Annotated in this window: 18 protein-coding genes; 10 read left to right on the forward strand and 8 right to left on the reverse strand. The window is 41.6% G+C overall.

Annotation, left to right across the window (positions count from 1 at the left end):
• The first annotated feature begins 144 nt into the window (after positions 1-144).
• Complete coding sequence (locus H5202_RS08125) at positions 145-975, forward strand: hypothetical protein (protein ID WP_182771638.1); 831 nt, start codon at positions 145-147, stop codon at positions 973-975.
• A 4-nt stretch (positions 976-979) separates the two neighbouring features.
• Here the strand turns inward: H5202_RS08125 and recQ are convergent, their stop codons facing one another.
• Entirely contained in the window at positions 980-2,827 is a 1,848-nt protein-coding gene (gene recQ, locus H5202_RS08130) for a DNA helicase RecQ (RefSeq protein ID WP_182771649.1), read from the reverse strand.
• A gap of 201 nt (positions 2,828-3,028) precedes the next feature.
• Here recQ and H5202_RS08135 point away from each other — a divergent pair, with 201 nt between their 5' ends.
• Positions 3,029-3,493 (forward strand): thioesterase family protein, encoded by a 465-nt coding sequence (locus H5202_RS08135; RefSeq protein WP_182771639.1) that lies wholly within the window; start codon positions 3,029-3,031, stop codon positions 3,491-3,493.
• Positions 3,494-3,618: 125 nt separating this feature from the next.
• Positions 3,619-4,527, forward strand: coding sequence for an EamA family transporter RarD (rarD, locus tag H5202_RS08140; RefSeq protein ID WP_182771640.1), 909 nt, complete (start codon positions 3,619-3,621; stop codon positions 4,525-4,527).
• A gap of 117 nt (positions 4,528-4,644) precedes the next feature.
• Here rarD and argA read toward each other — a convergent pair whose 3' ends face one another.
• From argA to radC, 4 genes are all read right to left on the reverse strand, one after another.
• Entirely contained in the window at positions 4,645-5,964 is a 1,320-nt protein-coding gene (gene argA, locus H5202_RS08145; RefSeq protein ID WP_182771641.1) for an amino-acid N-acetyltransferase, read from the reverse strand.
• A 465-nt stretch (positions 5,965-6,429) separates the two neighbouring features.
• The gene (gene rpmG / locus H5202_RS08150; RefSeq protein ID WP_011494790.1) at positions 6,430-6,603 is read right to left on the reverse strand and encodes a 50S ribosomal protein L33; all 174 of its coding nucleotides are present in this window, start codon (positions 6,601-6,603) and stop codon (positions 6,430-6,432) included.
• A gap of 6 nt (positions 6,604-6,609) precedes the next feature.
• Entirely contained in the window at positions 6,610-6,846 is a 237-nt protein-coding gene (rpmB, locus tag H5202_RS08155) for a 50S ribosomal protein L28 (protein WP_011639236.1), read from the reverse strand.
• A gap of 121 nt (positions 6,847-6,967) precedes the next feature.
• On the reverse strand, positions 6,968-7,645 hold the full coding sequence (gene radC / locus H5202_RS08160; protein WP_182771642.1) for a RadC family protein: 678 nt from the start codon (positions 7,643-7,645) through the stop codon (positions 6,968-6,970).
• A 229-nt stretch (positions 7,646-7,874) separates the two neighbouring features.
• Here radC and coaBC point away from each other — a divergent pair, with 229 nt between their 5' ends.
• The 5 genes from coaBC (at position 7,875) to folE (ending at position 13,202) form a co-directional block, all read left to right on the forward strand.
• Positions 7,875-9,077: a bifunctional phosphopantothenoylcysteine decarboxylase/phosphopantothenate--cysteine ligase CoaBC gene (gene coaBC, locus H5202_RS08165; protein WP_220493805.1), complete on the forward strand. Its 1,203-nt coding sequence runs from the start codon at positions 7,875-7,877 to the stop codon at positions 9,075-9,077.
• Positions 9,074-9,532: a dUTP diphosphatase gene (gene dut / locus H5202_RS08170; protein WP_182771643.1), complete on the forward strand. Its 459-nt coding sequence runs from the start codon at positions 9,074-9,076 to the stop codon at positions 9,530-9,532. Before coaBC ends, dut begins: the two co-directional genes overlap by 4 nt.
• A 35-nt stretch (positions 9,533-9,567) precedes the next feature.
• Complete coding sequence (gene slmA / locus H5202_RS08175; RefSeq protein ID WP_182771644.1) at positions 9,568-10,161, forward strand: nucleoid occlusion factor SlmA; 594 nt, start codon at positions 9,568-9,570, stop codon at positions 10,159-10,161.
• 234 nt (positions 10,162-10,395) lie between these two features.
• The gene (locus H5202_RS08180) at positions 10,396-12,372 is read left to right on the forward strand and encodes an alpha/beta hydrolase family protein (RefSeq protein WP_182771645.1); all 1,977 of its coding nucleotides are present in this window, start codon (positions 10,396-10,398) and stop codon (positions 12,370-12,372) included.
• Between the two features lie 179 nt (positions 12,373-12,551).
• Positions 12,552-13,202, forward strand: coding sequence for a GTP cyclohydrolase I FolE (gene folE, locus H5202_RS08185; RefSeq protein WP_101088524.1), 651 nt, complete (start codon positions 12,552-12,554; stop codon positions 13,200-13,202).
• Between the two features lie 85 nt (positions 13,203-13,287).
• On the opposite strand, the gene pyrE is transcribed toward folE, so the two are convergent.
• Complete coding sequence (gene pyrE / locus H5202_RS08190) at positions 13,288-13,929, reverse strand: orotate phosphoribosyltransferase (protein ID WP_011639244.1); 642 nt, start codon at positions 13,927-13,929, stop codon at positions 13,288-13,290.
• Between the two features lie 72 nt (positions 13,930-14,001).
• Positions 14,002-14,715: a ribonuclease PH gene (gene rph / locus H5202_RS08195; protein WP_011639245.1), complete on the reverse strand. Its 714-nt coding sequence runs from the start codon at positions 14,713-14,715 to the stop codon at positions 14,002-14,004.
• A 176-nt stretch (positions 14,716-14,891) separates the two neighbouring features.
• Here rph and H5202_RS08200 point away from each other — a divergent pair, with 176 nt between their 5' ends.
• Positions 14,892-15,755 (forward strand): YicC/YloC family endoribonuclease, encoded by an 864-nt coding sequence (locus H5202_RS08200; RefSeq protein WP_182771646.1) that lies wholly within the window; start codon positions 14,892-14,894, stop codon positions 15,753-15,755.
• 197 nt (positions 15,756-15,952) lie between these two features.
• Positions 15,953-17,191, forward strand: coding sequence for a tyrosine-type recombinase/integrase (locus H5202_RS08205; RefSeq protein WP_182771647.1), 1,239 nt, complete (start codon positions 15,953-15,955; stop codon positions 17,189-17,191).
• A gap of 80 nt (positions 17,192-17,271) precedes the next feature.
• Here H5202_RS08205 and H5202_RS08210 read toward each other — a convergent pair.
• Positions 17,272-17,908: hypothetical protein (locus H5202_RS08210; RefSeq protein WP_182771648.1), on the reverse strand; the 637-nt coding region annotated here is incomplete at its 5' end.

Raw genomic sequence — 17,908 nt, forward strand, 5'->3', positions numbered from 1 at the left:
CATCACAAAATATATCCACTAAATTATTCATAAGCCCTCTGCGTGATTGGTTCCTTCTTGGTCGAAAGATCTGATCACGAAGAGGGCGATTAGTTCAATTTTTTATCCCGAGTTCAGGTTAAATACCAAGAGCCTATTTACGTCATGCGCATTAAGCGGACGTTAGCCAAAGTGTATTTGGCACAACATAAAGACAACCAGGCATTGTCGCTGTTGAATGAGATTATTGAGCAAGCCACTGAACTAGAACAATTTTCGGATTTAGAAGAGTTTAACCAGATAATCAGCCAATACTATGCAGAAAAAAATCAATTTGAATCGGCTTATCAGTTTCAGGTGCAGCGTTTTGATGCCGCTAAACAAGCTGCAGCTAAGTTGAATAATGCCCACTTTATGCAGTATAAAGCCAGAATAACAGCACAAAGTGAAGCCCGTACACCACCAGAAAAACCTGCTAGCAACATCAATCAAAATTTAACCATTACCGCCTTGATTATTTTATTACTGTCGGTTGGATTAGTCCTATTTTTGGCCCGTAAACCACAACGTATCAATACCGTTACTGCCCAAGAAGAAAACCAGCAGCAACGTATCGACAACCTGCTAGATAAGGCAAAACAAGGGCACTACCAACTGAGCATGCTACTGATTAATATCAATCATAATAATATTGAGGATATACCCTTTATCATTCCGCAACTCAAACACACACTTAGAGAGCAAGACCAATTGTTTCGTCATAATAATAATGAACTCATTATTATCCTGCCACACGCATCGTTAGTAGGGGCGGCAAGAGTGATAGCCCAAATTGAGCAAGTGCTTGGCGCATGGAAAGCCGAGATCAAAGTAAATATTGGAATGGCGAGTTTACAACAACTTGATACCTTTGAAGTTCTCGTAAAAAAAGCAGTTCTAAATCAATTAAATAAAATCAAATCTCAAGAGAAAATCAACCCTCAAGATCAAAATTAAGCAACTAGCCTTTAGTCAAATAATCAGAAATCTCATCTAAAAATTCACCGCCAAATCGGTCAAGTTTAATCTGCCCGACACCATTTACCGCGAGCATCTCTCCAGGGCTTGTGGGCAGCATCGCACACATCTCTGCGAGGGTTGCATCGTTAAAGACTAAATAGGGTGGAATGTCATTTTTTTCAGCCAGTTCACGACGCAGTAATTTTAACCGAGCAAACAATTTACGATCATACTGTTGCGGCGCACGCCCATTGGGTTTGCGCTTCACATCAATCAATTGAATCCGAAGTTCCGCTAACATTAGTGACAATTCTGCTTTAAGGATGGGTCTTGCGGCAGGGTTAAGCTTAATCGCAGAGCCACGGGTAATATCTTGACTCATCAAACCTAAATGGATTAGCTGACGGATAACACTGAGCCAAAACTCGGTCGATTTATCTTTACCAATGCCCCATGTCGATAACTTATCATGACCTCTATCCACGATATTGGCCGCTTTTGAACCACGTAATACTTCAATTACATGGTGGATACCAAAGCGTTGCTGCAAACGATAAATACAAGACAGCACTTTTTGAGCATCTTCAGTACCATCATATCGCTTGGGCGGATCAAGACAGATATCACAGTTACCACAAGGTTCTGATGCCACTTCATCAAAGTAGTTTAACAACACTTGGCGACGACAAGTTTGCGCTTCAGCAAATGCAGCCATGGTATGCAATTTATGAAATTCGACTTGTTGTTGCGGCCCAGGTTCAGATTGCTCAATCAAATGTCTAACTCGACCTATATCGGCAGGATCGAACAACATGTAAGCTTCAGCATCTAAACCATCGCGGCCTGCACGGCCGGTTCCTTGGTAATATGCTTCAATGCTTTTGGGAATATCGTAATGCACTACAAAGCGCACGTTAGATTTGTTAATTCCCATGCCAAAGGCTACCGTAGCCACCACTATATCGACTTGATCTTTTAGAAATTTATCTTGAACGTTACCGCGCTCTTCTTGGCTCAAACCGGCATGATATGCTTGAGCATTAAATCCTTGTAAACGTAAACGCTCAGCCACCTCATCAACTCGGCGACGACTGCTGCAATACACAATCCCACTGGTACCATTTTGAATAGTTAAAAACTGACGCAATTGATTAGCCGCATTGAGTTTTTCTGCCACGGTATAGCGAATATTTGGACGATCGAAACTGGACAACAAGGTATAAGGGGTTACCCCTAAGCGCTCGCAAATACTCAAACGCGTAGCATGATCTGCAGTCGCAGTTAAGGCCATTAAAGGTAAATAAGGGAAATACTGTTTTAACTGTCCTAAGGCCGCATATTCAGGTCTAAAATCATGGCCCCATTGACTAATACAATGCGCTTCATCAACGGCAAACATTGAAATATCAACTGACTGCAGACGCTCAATGAAATCAGGACGCAATAGTCGTTCAGGCGAGACATACAACAATTTAATCTCACCAGCATGTAATTTACGTAACACCTCAGCACTTTGTTCACGCGGTAATGATGAGTTGAGATAAGCTGCTGATACACCACTTTGCAGTAAACTGTCGACTTGGTCTTTCATTAACGAAATTAATGGCGACACCACCACGGTCACACCCGGCAAAACAATAGCAGGCAATTGATAGCACATACTTTTGCCGCCACCGGTAGGCATAATCACTAAGGTATCTTGGCCCTGTAAACTTTGCTCAATGACTTCTCGCTGCCCTTCACGAAAGGCGCGATAACCAAAAACTTGCTGCAGGCTCGCGGCAAGTACATCTTGCTCTGTCGTCAACACATCTGAGGACGCAATATTGGTCGAAATCGGAGTATCCATTAACACTACATCATCATTCAAAGGGCACTCATTTTAAAGCACTGAGCCACAGATGTCTTGAACCAAAACGCCTTTGCTATGTTTTCATCCAAGATAGAAGATTGAGTCGAAGTCACTTTAGGGTTAGATTAAATACTCTATGCCAGTAAGTCCTCCCTATAAACAACAACGATAATAATAATAAAACGACAAGGATTGCTCATGACCACATCTATTCAAACCCAAGCTTTACAGCAAGTTGCTAATATTTTTGACCAACATGTTCCATTCCATAATCTGCTCGGTTTAGACATCAAACACTACGACATCAATGGGGTTGAAGTGGTGATAAAAATGAAACCTGAACTTATCGGCAATATTCATCAAAATATTCTTCATGGTGGTGTCACAGCGACATTACTTGATGTTGTCGGCGGGCTCACGGTATTTGCAGGGCTAGTTGCCAGTAGAGAAGATTGGACCCTTGAAGAACTACAACAACGTTTAACCACCTTAGGGACTATCGATATGCGGGTCGATTTTTTACGCCCTGGCCGTGGTGAAGTCTTCACTGGTACTGGCACGGTTATCCGTTCGGGGAATCGAGTATCAGTTTGCCGGATGGAATTACACAATGAACAAGGAGTTCATATCGCATTTGGTACTGGCACTTATATGGTGGGTTAAGCTCTGATCATTGCAATATAAAGCTTACACCCGAGCGATAAAAGAAATCGCTTAATCACTTGTGTCATTAGAGGGGGCAACCTACAATCGCCCTCTCTTTTAGTTCTTCCCACTGTTGACTCACTATGCCTGATTTAGAATACCGTAAAGGGGTGATTCTCGCCATTTGCGCCTACACCATCTGGGGTGTTGCCCCGCTTTATTTCAAGTTATTACATCATGTTCCTGCCACAGAAATATTAATGCACCGTGTCATTTGGTCATTTATATTCATGGTTATTTTGATGCAATTCATTGGTGGTTTTAGTCGTTTACGTCTTATTTTAAAGCAACCTAAGCAACTGCTAATATTGCTAATTACTTCAGTATTAATAGCCGTTAATTGGCTCATTTTTATTTGGGCGGTGAACAACGATCACATGCTCGATGCTAGCCTTGGCTATTTTATCAATCCGCTGTTTAACGTATTGCTGGGAATGGTATTTCTGGGTGAACGCTTGCGAAAATTACAATGGGTTGCTGTGATGTTAGCCAGCATAGGAGTACTAGTACAGTTGATCTCTTTTGGCTCAATTCCGCTAGTATCATTGGCCCTAGCCGCCAGTTTTGGTTTTTATGGTTTACTGCGCAAAAAAGTCAATATTGATGCAAAATCCGGCTTACTAGTCGAAACAGCAATCTTATTACCAATCGCTCTAGGTTATCTATTCATTACATTAGACAGTTCGACAACGAGCATGCTGACCAATACTCTCGACCTCAATTTACTTTTGGTCGCAGCAGGTATTGTCACAACAATCCCGCTACTGTGTTTTGCAGGTTCTGCGGTCAGAATTCCATTTTCGATTTTAGGTTTTTTCCAATATATTGGCCCCAGTATCATGTTCATTTTAGCGGTAAAACTGTTTAATGAGCCATTTGACATAGAAAAAGGCATTACCTTTGGTTTTATCTGGGGTGCGTTAGTTATCTTTGTTGGCGACATGGTATTACAACGTCAGCGACGCAACGCGTTAGCCAAAGCATCAGTTTGATAGTTCAACAATTGTAAGGTTACGTCACTCAAAGCGGTGATAATTCACAAACAAAAATGCCGGATTACTGTAATCAGTAATCTGGCATTTTTTTATGGGTTAACTGTCTTGTTACTTCTACAAATCTAAGGCAAGAATTTTTGAACGACGCTGATAGTTATACAGCTGTTTTTTCTTATTTGGCAGTTCTTCAACATCAACAATATTAAAGCCATGCTCTAAAAACCAATGGATACTGCGGGTCGTTAACGCAAATAGACGTGAATAACCACGCACACGAGCTTGACCAATAATGTTATTAAGCAAAATGCTACCACGATCAGCATCGCGATAATCAGGATGCACCACTAAACACGCAAACTCACCCGCATTGTCTTCTTCAAACGGATACAAAGCCGCACAACCAATCACTAAGTTGTCGCGCTCAACCAACATAAACTGTTCAATTTCCATCTCGAGTTGCTCGCGTGAGCGACGCACCAAAATGCCTTGCTCTTCCAATGGGCGAATAAGATTTAAAATACCGCCTATGTCGCTAATCGTTGCTCGGCGTAGGCGCTCAGCGCTTTGGGTAACAATTTGGGTACCAATTCCTTCGCGTGAGAATAACTCTTGTAATAGTGCGCCATCTTCTAAATAACTCACTAAATGACAACGAGGTACACCACGGCGACATGCTTCAATACTCGCTTTTAAGAAAGCAACGGTGCCAACTGAAGTATGGTCATTTACAGACATTGTCTTGAGCATTTCTTCAATATCGTCCGGCATTAGCTCGGCAATTACCTCACCATTCTTACCGATAAGGCCATTAGTATCGCTAAAACCAATAATTTTATCGGCCTTTAACTTAATTGCTACTTGGGTCGCGACTTCTTCAGCTGTCAGGTTAAAGCTTTCACCTGTGACAGAAGCGGCAATAGGCCCCATCAATACAATACCGTTATTGTCTAATTGACGGCGTAAGCCTTGCGCATCGATACGGCGCACCTTGCCACTTAAACAAAAGTCGACACCGTCATCCACACCTAAAGGTTGAGCAATAACAAAATTACCACTCACTAAGTTAATTTGCGCATTTTGCATCGGCGTATTGCCTAAGCTCATCGACAACCTAGCCGTAATATCAAACTGAGTCGCACCAGCAACCTGCTTGATGATCTTCAGAGTGTCTTCATCGGTGATACGAATACCATTATGATATGCCGGTTCAATTCCAGCAGCCTTTAAACCTTCATCAATCTGAGGTCTTGCTCCATAAACTAATACCACCTCAATACCAAGTGAGTGCAACAAAGCCACATCATTTAAAATACCGCGGAATTGTGGGTGCGCTAATGCTTCACCACCCAACATAACGACAAAAGTTTTACCTCTATGAGCATTAACATAGGGCGCAGAATGACGAAATCCATCGACTAATTCAGTGGTTCTCACGGGCAAATTCACCTCGGTATAAGTTTGATGTTCATTAATGATTATGGCAAAAGACGCCACATGACAGTTTGTTGTTTCAAAAGGGAATGATATTGCATTTTAATTCACTTTTAAAGCATTTTATTTCACCCACAATAAAACACACCGTCTCAGTTTTTTATAAAAAAATCATTACAGACAAAAAGTTAACTTGTTTTAGTCGCTAGTAATACTTAACGCATTTAATTATGATATTTGCATCAAATATGTATCGTAATACTTCAACATAATCACATTACAATTATGTGGGGAAGCCCAATCCAATACAAGGAATATTAATACTGTACAACATCATGTAAACAACAGCTCACAAGTAAAAATTCAGCAACTGGGTAGCCAAGTTATAGCTCAATCAAGTATAGACTATTTAAAAACGACCATAAAAAAAGCCCCAATAAAGGGGCTTTTTTAAGAATCAAAAATCAATTACTTGATTTTAGCTTCTTTGTACATAACGTGCTGACGAATTACTGGATCAAATTTCTTGATTTCCATTTTTTCAGGCATGTTACGCTTGTTCTTTTCAGTAGTGTAGAAGTGACCAGTTTTAGCACTAGATACTAATTTGATCTTCTCACGATTACCTTTAGATTTAGCCATTTTCTATTATACCTTCTCGCCACGGGCACGAAGTTCTTTAACAATCACTTCAATACCTTTCTTGTCGATAATACGGATACCTTTAGTAGATACACGTAATTGCACGAAACGCTTTTCTTCTTCTAACCAAAAACGGTGGTTTTGTAGGTTAGGTAAAAAACGACGACGAGTCGAATTTTTTGCGTGCGAACGGTTGTTACCAACCATTGGCTTCTTGCCAGTTACTTGGCATACTCTTGACATGTCAATCTTCTCCAAAACAAATTTTTAACGCTCGAGCATTAATGTGCCTCGTATGGCCGTCGCCCGAGGCACAAAGAGGGCGCATTTTATACACGATTGACCATAGAAGATCAAGCAGTGTTTATACAATCCACCCACGCTCGGCAAAGGAGACTATCTCCTGATCACCTACAACCATATGATCTAACAAAGAAACATCGATGGTTGCCAATGCATTTTTTATTCGCTCAGTTATTCGCCGATCAGCCTGACTTGGCTCTGCAATGCCAGACGGGTGATTGTGACACACAATTACCGCTGCCGCTTTTTTCTCCAAAACAAGGCTTACAACCTCGCGAGGATAAACAGAAGCAGAATCGATGGTGCCACGAAATAATTCTACAAATTGAATGACTCTATGTTGGGTATCCAACAATAGTAAGGCGAACACTTCATAGGATCGGTCTGACAATTGTCTCATTAAATAGTCCCGAGTTAAATCAGGATTTGTCAAAATTTGCCCTCTTTGTAGATTTTCATGCGCAATTCGCTTAGAAATTTCCGCCGCAGCCTGTAATTGAGCATATTTTACCGGTCCTACACCGGCTAATTTACATACCTGACTCTTCGATGCACACAATAAACTGCGCAAACCACCAAACTGGCTAATCATGTTTCGGGCTAAATCGACTGCATTTTGCCCTGGAAGGCCGTTACGTAATAATACTGCGAGCAACTCAGCATCCGAAAGATGCCCTGCACCTCTGAGCAATAACTTTTCCCGAGGTCCTTCTCCTTGTGGCCAATCTTTAATTCCCATGAATGTCCCTTATATTCAATATTTGCGATTTCATTACACGCATTAAGTCGACTCACATAATGAAAACAACACATAATGAGCAACCACAGAACGAATAACGAATTGTTGTCTTTTTAAAACATAGAGTTCAAATTGATTACACAGTATGGTCGATATTTTTGAGATTGGATCTGCGCAACATGTCATAGGTTTGTGATATTGTTAGCCGCAATTAGGTTTGAGTCGGATAATGTGCATCATGCTGACAAATAAAAAAGTATTACTCGGAATTGGTGGCGGTATTGCCGCATATAAAAGTGCGGACTTAATCCGTCGATTAAAAGAGCGTGGCGCAGATGTGCGTGTCGTCATGACCCAGAGTGCAATGGAGTTTATTACCCCATTAACCATACAAGCGCTCTCAGGCCATCCTGTCGCCTCTGATTTGCTCGATCCTGCAGCAGAGGCTGCTATGGGGCATATAGAACTCGCTCGTTGGGCTGATGTTGTATTGCTTGCACCTGCTACGGCAAATTTAATGGCACGCATTAATGCCGGCATGGCAGATGACTTATTAACAACAACGTGTTTAGCAACCGGTGCTCCCGTTATTGTATGTCCCGCAATGAACCAGCAAATGTACCAAAATATAGCAACCCAAGAGAACATGGCTCATTTAGCCCGTAAAGGCTTTACCATTTGGCAACCCGCCTCAGGTAATCAAGCATGCGGTGAAGTCGGCCCTGGCAGAATGCAAGAACCCGTTGCGATTGCAGAACAACTGATACAATTTTTTGGCCCTAAAATATTACAAGGTCATCAGCTGCTCATTACAGCCGGACCAACGCGTGAAGCAATCGATCCTGTGCGCTACATTTCCAACCACAGCTCAGGAAAAATGGGGTTTTCTTTAGCCCAAGCCGCTGCAGAAATGGGCGCAACTGTCACATTAGTCTCTGGTCCTGTTAATTTAGCTACCCCAGCAGGTGTAACACGCATTGATGTAAATTCAGCGCAACAAATGCTTGATGCAGTGATGGAACAGGTTGAACAACATGATATTTTTATTGGCTGCGCCGCAGTAGCTGATTATCGAATTGCAGATGTTGCAGATCAAAAAATCAAAAAATCGGCTGAACAAATGCAACTTGCGCTAGTGCGGAATCCTGATATCTTAGCCACGGTAGCTCAGCACACACTTCGCCCATTTACGGTAGGCTTTGCAGCAGAAACCAACGATGTAGAGCAATATGCACGTGGCAAACTTCAACGCAAAAAGCTTAATATGATTGCCGCCAACGATGTCTCTATTCAAGGCTTAGGCTTTAATGCCGATAGCAATGCACTACAGGTATTCTGGCAAGATGGCAGCCAACAACTGCCGGCAACAGATAAACTGACTCTGGCGCGCCAATTACTTACATTGATAGAACAACAACTAAAAAAATCATGAAAACACCCATTGAACTAAAAATTATCGACTCACGTATAGGCAATCAATTCCCTTTGCCAGCTTATGCGACACCTGGTAGTGCAGGCATGGATTTACGTGCCATGATCGACACTGCGATGGTGATTGAGCCAAGTCAAACCGTATTAATTCCAACAGGTATCGCCATTCATGTGGCAGACCCAGGCCTTGCCGCTGTGATTTTACCGCGCTCAGGCATGGGCCATAAACATGGCATTGTTTTGGGTAATTTAGTGGGCTTAATTGATTCCGATTACCAAGGACAGTTAATGGTGTCATGTTGGAACAGAAGTGATAAACCATTCACTCTCGAAATAGGCGATCGATTAGCCCAATTGATGTTTGTACCCGTTGTACAGGCAACGTTTACTGTAGTGGATGAGTTTAATAGCTCAGATCGTGGAGAAGGTGGCTTTGGTCATTCAGGCACCAAATAACCTTTTCAAGTAGTCACTGAGCCAAGGAACAGATAATGGCTGAAAGCCCTAAAATGAATCGTCGTGAGCATATTTTACAATGCTTAGCACAAATGCTCGAAACCAGCCCAGGTCAACGTATAACAACAGCAAAGCTCGCCGCCGAAGTGGGCGTTTCAGAAGCCGCGCTATATAGACACTTCCCCAGTAAAGCGCGGATGTTTGAAGGCTTAATCGAATTTATTGAAGATGCGATTTTATCTCGCTTAAATATCATCATGGACGAAGAAAAAGACACCATGACCCGCTGCCAGCTAGTACTTCACCTACTACTAGTATTTTCTGAACGTAACCCTGGCATTTCAAGGGTGCTGAATGGCGATGCTCTGCTAGGTGAAAACGAGCGTTTACGCAGTCGAATCGACGTATTATTTGCAAAAATAGAAACCCAAATCAAACAAATTTTACGTGAAAAAACCTTGCGTGAAGGCGTAGGTTTTAATATTGATGAAGCCATTCTCGCTAACTTGTTACTAGCCTTTGCAGAAGGACGTATTTCTCAATTTGTACGCAGTGAATTTAAACAAAAGCCAACCCAACATTTCGATGAACAATGGACCTTTATCCAGCAGCAGTTATTGAGAAGTTAATGTCATCTATGCGCCCTACTTCATGGGGCGCACAAAACCTTCTGTCGCGTATAGCCCCCTGTTTCACAGCACCATGTTTCACCATCACTTACATTATTTTTTCTAAATGAAAAAACTGGTACAACTTAATCGTTAATCTTTCTTTGATTGAATTAAATGCTGTTTTATCTTAAAATCCTGCCAGAAACAAATAAGCAACAATAAAAACAAAAACACAACAAACAAGGATGTACAATGAAACTACCCAAGCTTATCGCTTTGGCTTTATTACTTTGCCCTGCCTTAATAACATCATCTTTTGCATCAGACACACTAACAACAGCAAAACTGTTCAGTAAATCGTCTGAATACAGCAATGTAAAATACTCACCAAATGGCGACTATATCAGCGCAAAAACGATCAATGACGACAAGCGCATTTTAATTATTTTAGATGCAAAAACGTTAAAAATTGTCCATGCGATTCAATTTGGTACTAATGCCCAAGTCGGAAATTATGTATGGGTAAACGATGACCGTATTGTGTTTGAAAAAGAGTACCTAAAGGGTTGGGATGATCATCCTCAGTATTACGGTGAATTAATGGCGGTAAACGCTGATGGTTCTCAAGCTGAATATCTCTTTGGCTACGATAATAACGAGCAGCAAACTGGCTCAAGTATTAAGAAAAAAACCCCTTACCGTGGTACAGCATATATTCTTGATCCTTTGCAAGATGATGACAGATACATGCTTGTTCAGGCACTACCATGGGGAGCTGACAGTGAAGCATTTAAAGAAAATATCCATGTGGTATTTAAAGTTGATGTCTATAGAGGAACACGTAAAAAAGTTACCTATGCGCCTATTAGCTATTCACAATTTATCACTGATCATGATGGTGAGGTTAGGCTAGTTAAGGGTACAAATAAAGACGATATTGAAAAGTCTTTTTACTATAAATCAGGTGATTGGATTAATATTGATCAGCTTAACCTCGGTTTAGATGACTTTACTCCAGTGGCATTTACCAAGGATCCAAACGTTATATATGCCGCTGGGCGAGTTAACAACCAAACACTGGGTATTTATACTGTTAATCTCACCACAGGTGACAAAAAATCGCTAATCACAGATGAATTAGTGGATCCTAGCCAGCTTTGGATTAGTGAAGTATCAAAAGAACTTTATGCGGTTGAATATGAAGCAGAGTACCCAACTTATGCCTTTGTTAACCCTGACAATGAACAAGCAAAAATTCTAAAAAATTTAATAGTAGCCCTTCCCGGCCATCAAGTGCATTTAGTCAGTCAAACTCGCGATGGTAAGAAATGGATAGTGTTTGCCTTTAATGATCGTAATCCAGGCGATTATTACACTTTCGATGCTGAAAAAATGAAACTTGGATATTTAGTTTCAGCAAGAGAATGGCTAACACCAGATGATATGGCTGAAGTTAAGCCGATTAAATTTACTAGCCGAGACGGACAAACTATTCACGGTTATCTGACGTTGCCAAAAGGCAAAGAAGCTAAAGACTTACCGCTAGTGGTAAATCCTCATGGTGGTCCACATGGCATTCGAGATTGGTGGCAATTTAATCCACAAAACCAAATGCTTGCAAAAGAAGGCATTGCTGTTTTACAAGTTAACTTCCGGGGTTCTGGAGGTTATGGTGATAACTTTGAGTTTTCTGGATATAAGAAATGGGGCACTGAAATACAATACGATATTATTGATGGTACTAACTATGTCATTGAGCAAGGCATAGTCGATAAAGATCGTATCTGTATTGTCGGTGGCAGTTTTGGTGGATACAGCGCACTTCAGAGTTCTATTCTTGCACCTGATTTATTCAAATGTGCAGTTGGTTTTGCTGGAATATATGATTTAGCGTTAATGTTCCATAAAGGCGATATTTCAGACCGCAGGACGGGCTTAAGTTATTTGAAGAAAGTGCTTGGGCAAGATACCTCTATCCTGAAAGCAATGTCACCATCCGAAAATACCGACAAACTAAAAGCTAAGCTATTACTTGTACATGGCGGAGAAGATGAACGAGCGCCAATTGAACAATATGAAGCGCTAGAAAGAAAGCTAAAAGCTTATGAATACCCATTTGAGAAAATGATATTGGGCGATGAAGGCCATGGCTTCTACAACGATGAAAATCGGGCTGAGTATTATGACAAAATGCTAAAATTCATCAAAGAGAATCTAAACGTGAAGTAGTTTAATAGCTAAACGTTTAACCATAAAAAGCCGATACCCGACTAACGGGGTCGGCTTTTTTGTTACCTACAGTATTAATTTACAGCAAATCACGTTATTCTCCTCGTCCCTTAACGGGCGCCCAAGTGGGAATTAACGTACACTCATATAAACAGTGATATCGAGTAGTTGGAGGATATATGGCACTCAGTGAAGCCGCAATAAAAGTACAAGCAGCGCTAAAAGACCGTGGGCTAGAAACCCCGATGCTGCCAAAAACTTCCACGCCAGAACAACGTAAAGTCAAAATTGAACACCATATGCGTGAAATTTTGACCTTAATGTCACTCGACCTAACCGACGACAGCTTGGCTGATACTCCACGCCGCATTGCAAAAATGTATGTCGACGAAATCTTCTCAGGGCTAGATTACGAAAACTTCCCTAAGATCACGGTTATCGAAAACAAAATGGGTGTAGATGAAATGGTGCGTGTACAAGACATCAGTCTTACCAGCACCTGCGAACACCACCTAGTGACCATTGATGGATTCGCAACGGTGGCTTATTTGCCACGCACAAAAATTATTGGCTTGTCTAAAATCAATCGTATCGTGCGCTTCTTTTCCCAACGCCCACAAGTACAAGAGCGCCTAACCCAACAAGTGTTAGTGGCACTGCAAACCCTACTTGAAACTAAAGACGTGGCGGTAAAAATGGATGCGGTACATTACTGCGTAAAATCACGCGGTGTAATGGACTCAACCAGCTCAACTACCACGACAGCGCTTGGTGGTATTTTTAAATCAAACCCAGCTACCCGCGCCGAGTTTTTACACCAAGTAAAATAGTGTTATGCAGCATAGCGCCAATAAAAACGCAGCCACCTAATGTAATAATCTAGGGGCTGCATTTTTGTTTAAAATTGGAATAAGATTAAATACCGTATTGCTCACGATACGCGCTAACTGAAGCAAGTTCGGCTTCCATACCCGGCTTTTCAGACAAATAACTGATTAAGTCAGCAAGCTTAATAATCGACACAATTTGACAGCCAAAATCGCGTTCAACTTCTTGAATCGCCGACAACTCGCCCTTGCCTTTCTCTTGACGATCTAATGCAATCAACACACCCGCAAGTTGGGCATTGTGAGCATTAATAATTTCCATCGATTCACGAATAGCGGTACCTGCGGTGATCACATCGTCCACCAGCATCACTTTGCCTTTTAACTCGCTGCCCACCAAACTACCACCTTCACCATGGGTTTTGGCTTCTTTACGGTTAAAGCAGTAAGGAATATCTACATCGTGATGATCGCACAAGGCAACAGCGGTCGTTGTCGCAATCGGAATACCTTTATACGCTGGGCCAAATAACAAATCGAATTCAATACCCGAGTCCATTAACGCCGCAGCATAAAAGCGACCTAAACGCGCTAAGTCTTTACCCGTATTGAACAATCCAGCATTAAAAAAGTACGGACTCGTACGGCCAGATTTAAGGGTAAACTCACCAAAACGTAATACTTGGCGGTCTAAGGCAAACTCAATAAATTCGCGTTGATAGGCTTTCACGGTTATTCCTCTTTCATCAAATTTTAGATTAAAAAAAAGGACCGTAATCGGTCCTCATTTTTCAACAGCATATTAACTTAATGCGGCTTTTTGCACATCGACAATTTCGCGAATACTGTTTTTAGCTAACACTAACAACTCAAGTAACTCTTCATGGCTAAATGGTTCGCCTTCTGCAGTACCTTGAATTTCAATAATCTTACCGGTTTCTGTCATCACAACGTTCATGTCAGTTTCAGCAGCGCTGTCTTCAATGTATTCTAAATCACTGATCGCTTCGCCTTTGTAAATACCAACACTAACAGCAGCAATTAAAAACTTAAGTGGGTTAGCTTTAATAATGCCTTTACCACGCGCCCAGTTAAGTGCATCAACTAACGCCACACACGCACCAGTAATAGCCGCAGTACGTGTACCGCCATCGGCTTGAATAACATCACAATCGATAACGATAGTGTTTTCACCTAACAACTTCATGTCTACAGCGGCACGTAATGCACGGCCAATTAAACGTTGAATTTCTTGGGTACGGCCAGACTGCTTACCACGAGCTGCTTCACGGTCCATGCGGCTGTGAGTTGAACGCGGTAACATACCGTATTCAGCGGTTACCCAACCTTGGCCTTGGCCTTTAAGAAAACGTGGAACGCCTTCTGTGAAACTTGCTGTACATAATACTTTTGTGTCGCCAAACTCAACTAAAACAGAGCCTTCAGCATGTGCAGTAAAAGAACGCGTAATAGTGATAGGGCGAGTTTGAGCTGGTGTACGGTTACTTGGGCGCATGAAAAGTCCTGTAGTCGAATTCATATCATATTTGAGCCCATATTATAGAGCTTCACGCCGTTAGATGCCATGGTAAGCAGCGATAAGCGACAAATCTATCGACAAATCCTTTAATCCGGTCGGTTAAAACGGCTATAATCAACTCACATTCGCGTAATAACATAACAGGACACTTCATGATCCAAAGCATGACAGCCTACGCTCGTATCGAGCACAAAGCACAATGGGGCACAGCCTCATGGGAAATCCGTTCAGTCAACCAGCGCTACCTAGAAACCTACCTGCGCCTACCTGAGCAGTTTCGCAGCTTTGAACCTGTCTTACGCGACCGCTTACGTAAACGCCTTAATCGCGGCAAAATCGAAGTTAATTTACGTTACGAACTAGCCGACAACAGCAGTAATGAATTACAACTGAATCAAGATTTAGCCAAGCAGTTATTAAACGCAGCAAACTGGTTAAAACAAGAAGCAGGACAAGGCGAACTTAGCTTAACTGAAGTGTTGCGTTGGCCTGGAGTGCTATCTGCAGCAGAGCAAGATATGGATAGCGTAGGTGCCGATTTAATGATCGCGTTCGACAGTGCTATCGATCAGTTTATCGAAGCACGCGGCCGTGAAGGTGAAGCGATTAAAGACATGCTACTGACCCGTTTAGACGGCGTAATGGAACAAGTCAACGTTGTGCGTGAACACATGCCAACCGTAATGCAGTATCAACGCGACAAATTAACTAACCGCTTAGCCGATATTGCTGGTGAATTAGACCCTGCCCGTATCGAGCAAGAAATGGTGTTATTGGCGCAAAAGCAAGATGTCGCCGAAGAAATGGACCGCCTTGAAGCTCACGTAGCTGAAGCTCGCCGCATTCTAAAAAAAGGTGGCAGCGAAGGCCGCCGTCTAGACTTTATGATGCAAGAGTTTAACCGCGAATCAAATACCCTAGCCTCAAAATCAATCAGCGCAGAAATAACTTCAGCCGCAGTTGAGCTAAAAGTATTGATTGAGCAAATGCGCGAGCAGATCCAGAATATTGAATAACATTCACCAAGCTCCATAATTGCCTTTTATTTACTGATTTTAAAGGAATAAATTAAAAACCTTGTTCGTAGTTGTTCACAGTTACCCACCGAAATCCATATCTAAGTGGTGGGTTAATTGGTGGGTAGGTGGGTGTTTACAAATGCACTAGTGGTGGGTAAACTGAACCTCAAGAGATATAAGGCTTGGGGAGCACTATGAGTACTACGGGTAACTTAACGGTTAAAGAACTAGACTCTAAAATAAAAAAAGAAGAGGCCGGTCGCTACGCCGATGGTGGTGGGTTGTATTTTGTTGTTCCAAAGTCTGGCTCAGCTTATTGGATGGTTCGCTACACTTCCAATAAAAAGCGTAAGGAAATGACACTGGGTAAGTACTCAGATCTTTCGTTAAAAGATGCTCGCTATGAAGCCGCTTCTAAAATGAAGCAACTCAGAGAAGGCCTTGATCCGCTGTTAGCAAAAAAACGTGCCGAGCAAGAAAGCATTAAAACAGTGGATGACCTATTCGAAGACTGGTATCCAACACTTGAAGCTAGACTCAAGCACCCAAAAATTCCCAAACGCATTTATACCAAAGATATTGCCCCACATATTGGTGAATTTAAAATTGACCAGGTAACCGCCAGAGATATCCGTACCACGATAGAAGATATAAAGGCTTCAGGTAGATTGGCTATTGCTAATGATGCACTAGGCTATTGTAAACAGTTATTCAATCACGGCATAAAACTCGATTTACTCGCCTACAACCCTGCTGCCGCCTTTACTTTTAAGGATGCTGGCGGCGTAGAAAAAAGCAGAGAACGAGCATTGAGTGAAGATGAACTCAAACAATTTTTTGCTACAGCCAAAAAACATAACGACAGCTTTAGTAGAGATAACTACCTAGCCTGTTTATTGTTGGTTTGCTTAGGCGTTCGTAAATCAGAATTGTGCGAAGCTAAGTGGGATGAGTTTGATTTAGGAAAAGAGGTATGGAACCTACCGGCCGAAAGAAGTAAAACCAATGTTGGTTTTACGGTTCCCTTAGCACCTGAAGTACTTACCTGGCTTGAAGAGTTAAAAGTACGAGCCTTTGGGTCTGAATATGTGTTTCCTAGTCGCAGAACCAGCAAGAAGCCTCATATGGGAGCTGACACACTGAATCGTGCCATTACAAAGCTATTCGGCCATGAAGCCGGCAAGAAGAAGCAACCACCCAACTTAATGGGTGATATGCCTTATTTTACTGTTCATGACTTACGCCGCACATGCCGTACGTTGCTTGCTCAGCAAGGCACGCCAGGTCATGTTGCCGAGCGGTGCCTGAACCACAAACTTAAAGGGGTTGAAGGGATCTATAACAAGCATGATTATCTGGAAGAGCGTAAGGAGGCTTTAAGTAAATTAGCTTATTACTTTAATAACATACTCAATGAGCATAAAACTATTTAGGTTCTACCAGATGACATAGTTATATAACTATGTCATCTGGTTAGTTATGTTTCACCTTAATAATTTTTTAAATGGAAAAATTAAGCTGCAACTTTTTCATTAATATGATGTGCGGCCTCTTCAGCACTCTCAGCTCTGAATAATTTAATATTTTCAGCCTTAGCAATTTCTTCTATTAGTGTAAAGTTATCTCTTAATTTCTTTACTGATGCATCAGTAAGCGTTGGATCTGTCAATGAAGGACTACCAATAATTATTTCAAATTCTCTTGGTTTAATAACTAAAGCTGATTTTTTAAATGTTTCTAAATCTAATAATTTAGCTTTTACATTATTTAAAGATGCAGCAAGTCTAGATGGAACTAAAAGACCAAAATTAGCTGAATAATCACCATACATAAACCCAAAACTAGTAGCAACGTTAGCTTCACCAAGTTGCACTTTTTGACCAAATGATTGAATTAGTTGAGGGTTTACTTGTTTCATTGCAGCCGAAATACTTCGAGACCAATGCTCAGAGTATTTTCTTGGTTGCTCATCGTCATCGGAACGATCTGCATCTAAAGATAAAGTGCTTAAGCTTGCACTAAACCTAACTGCCTGCCTAAGAATTTCGTCAAGGTTTTGGCCACGAGCAACTATTTCATCTCCAATAACTACACCTGCTATAGGGCTAACCCATTTACCTAAAGAGCTAGAAGTCTTGAGTTCAGTTTGA

Origin of the sequence: Shewanella sp. SG41-4, from assembly GCF_014164505.1 — a bacterium.
Taxonomy (GTDB): Bacteria; Pseudomonadota; Gammaproteobacteria; order Enterobacterales; family Shewanellaceae; genus Shewanella.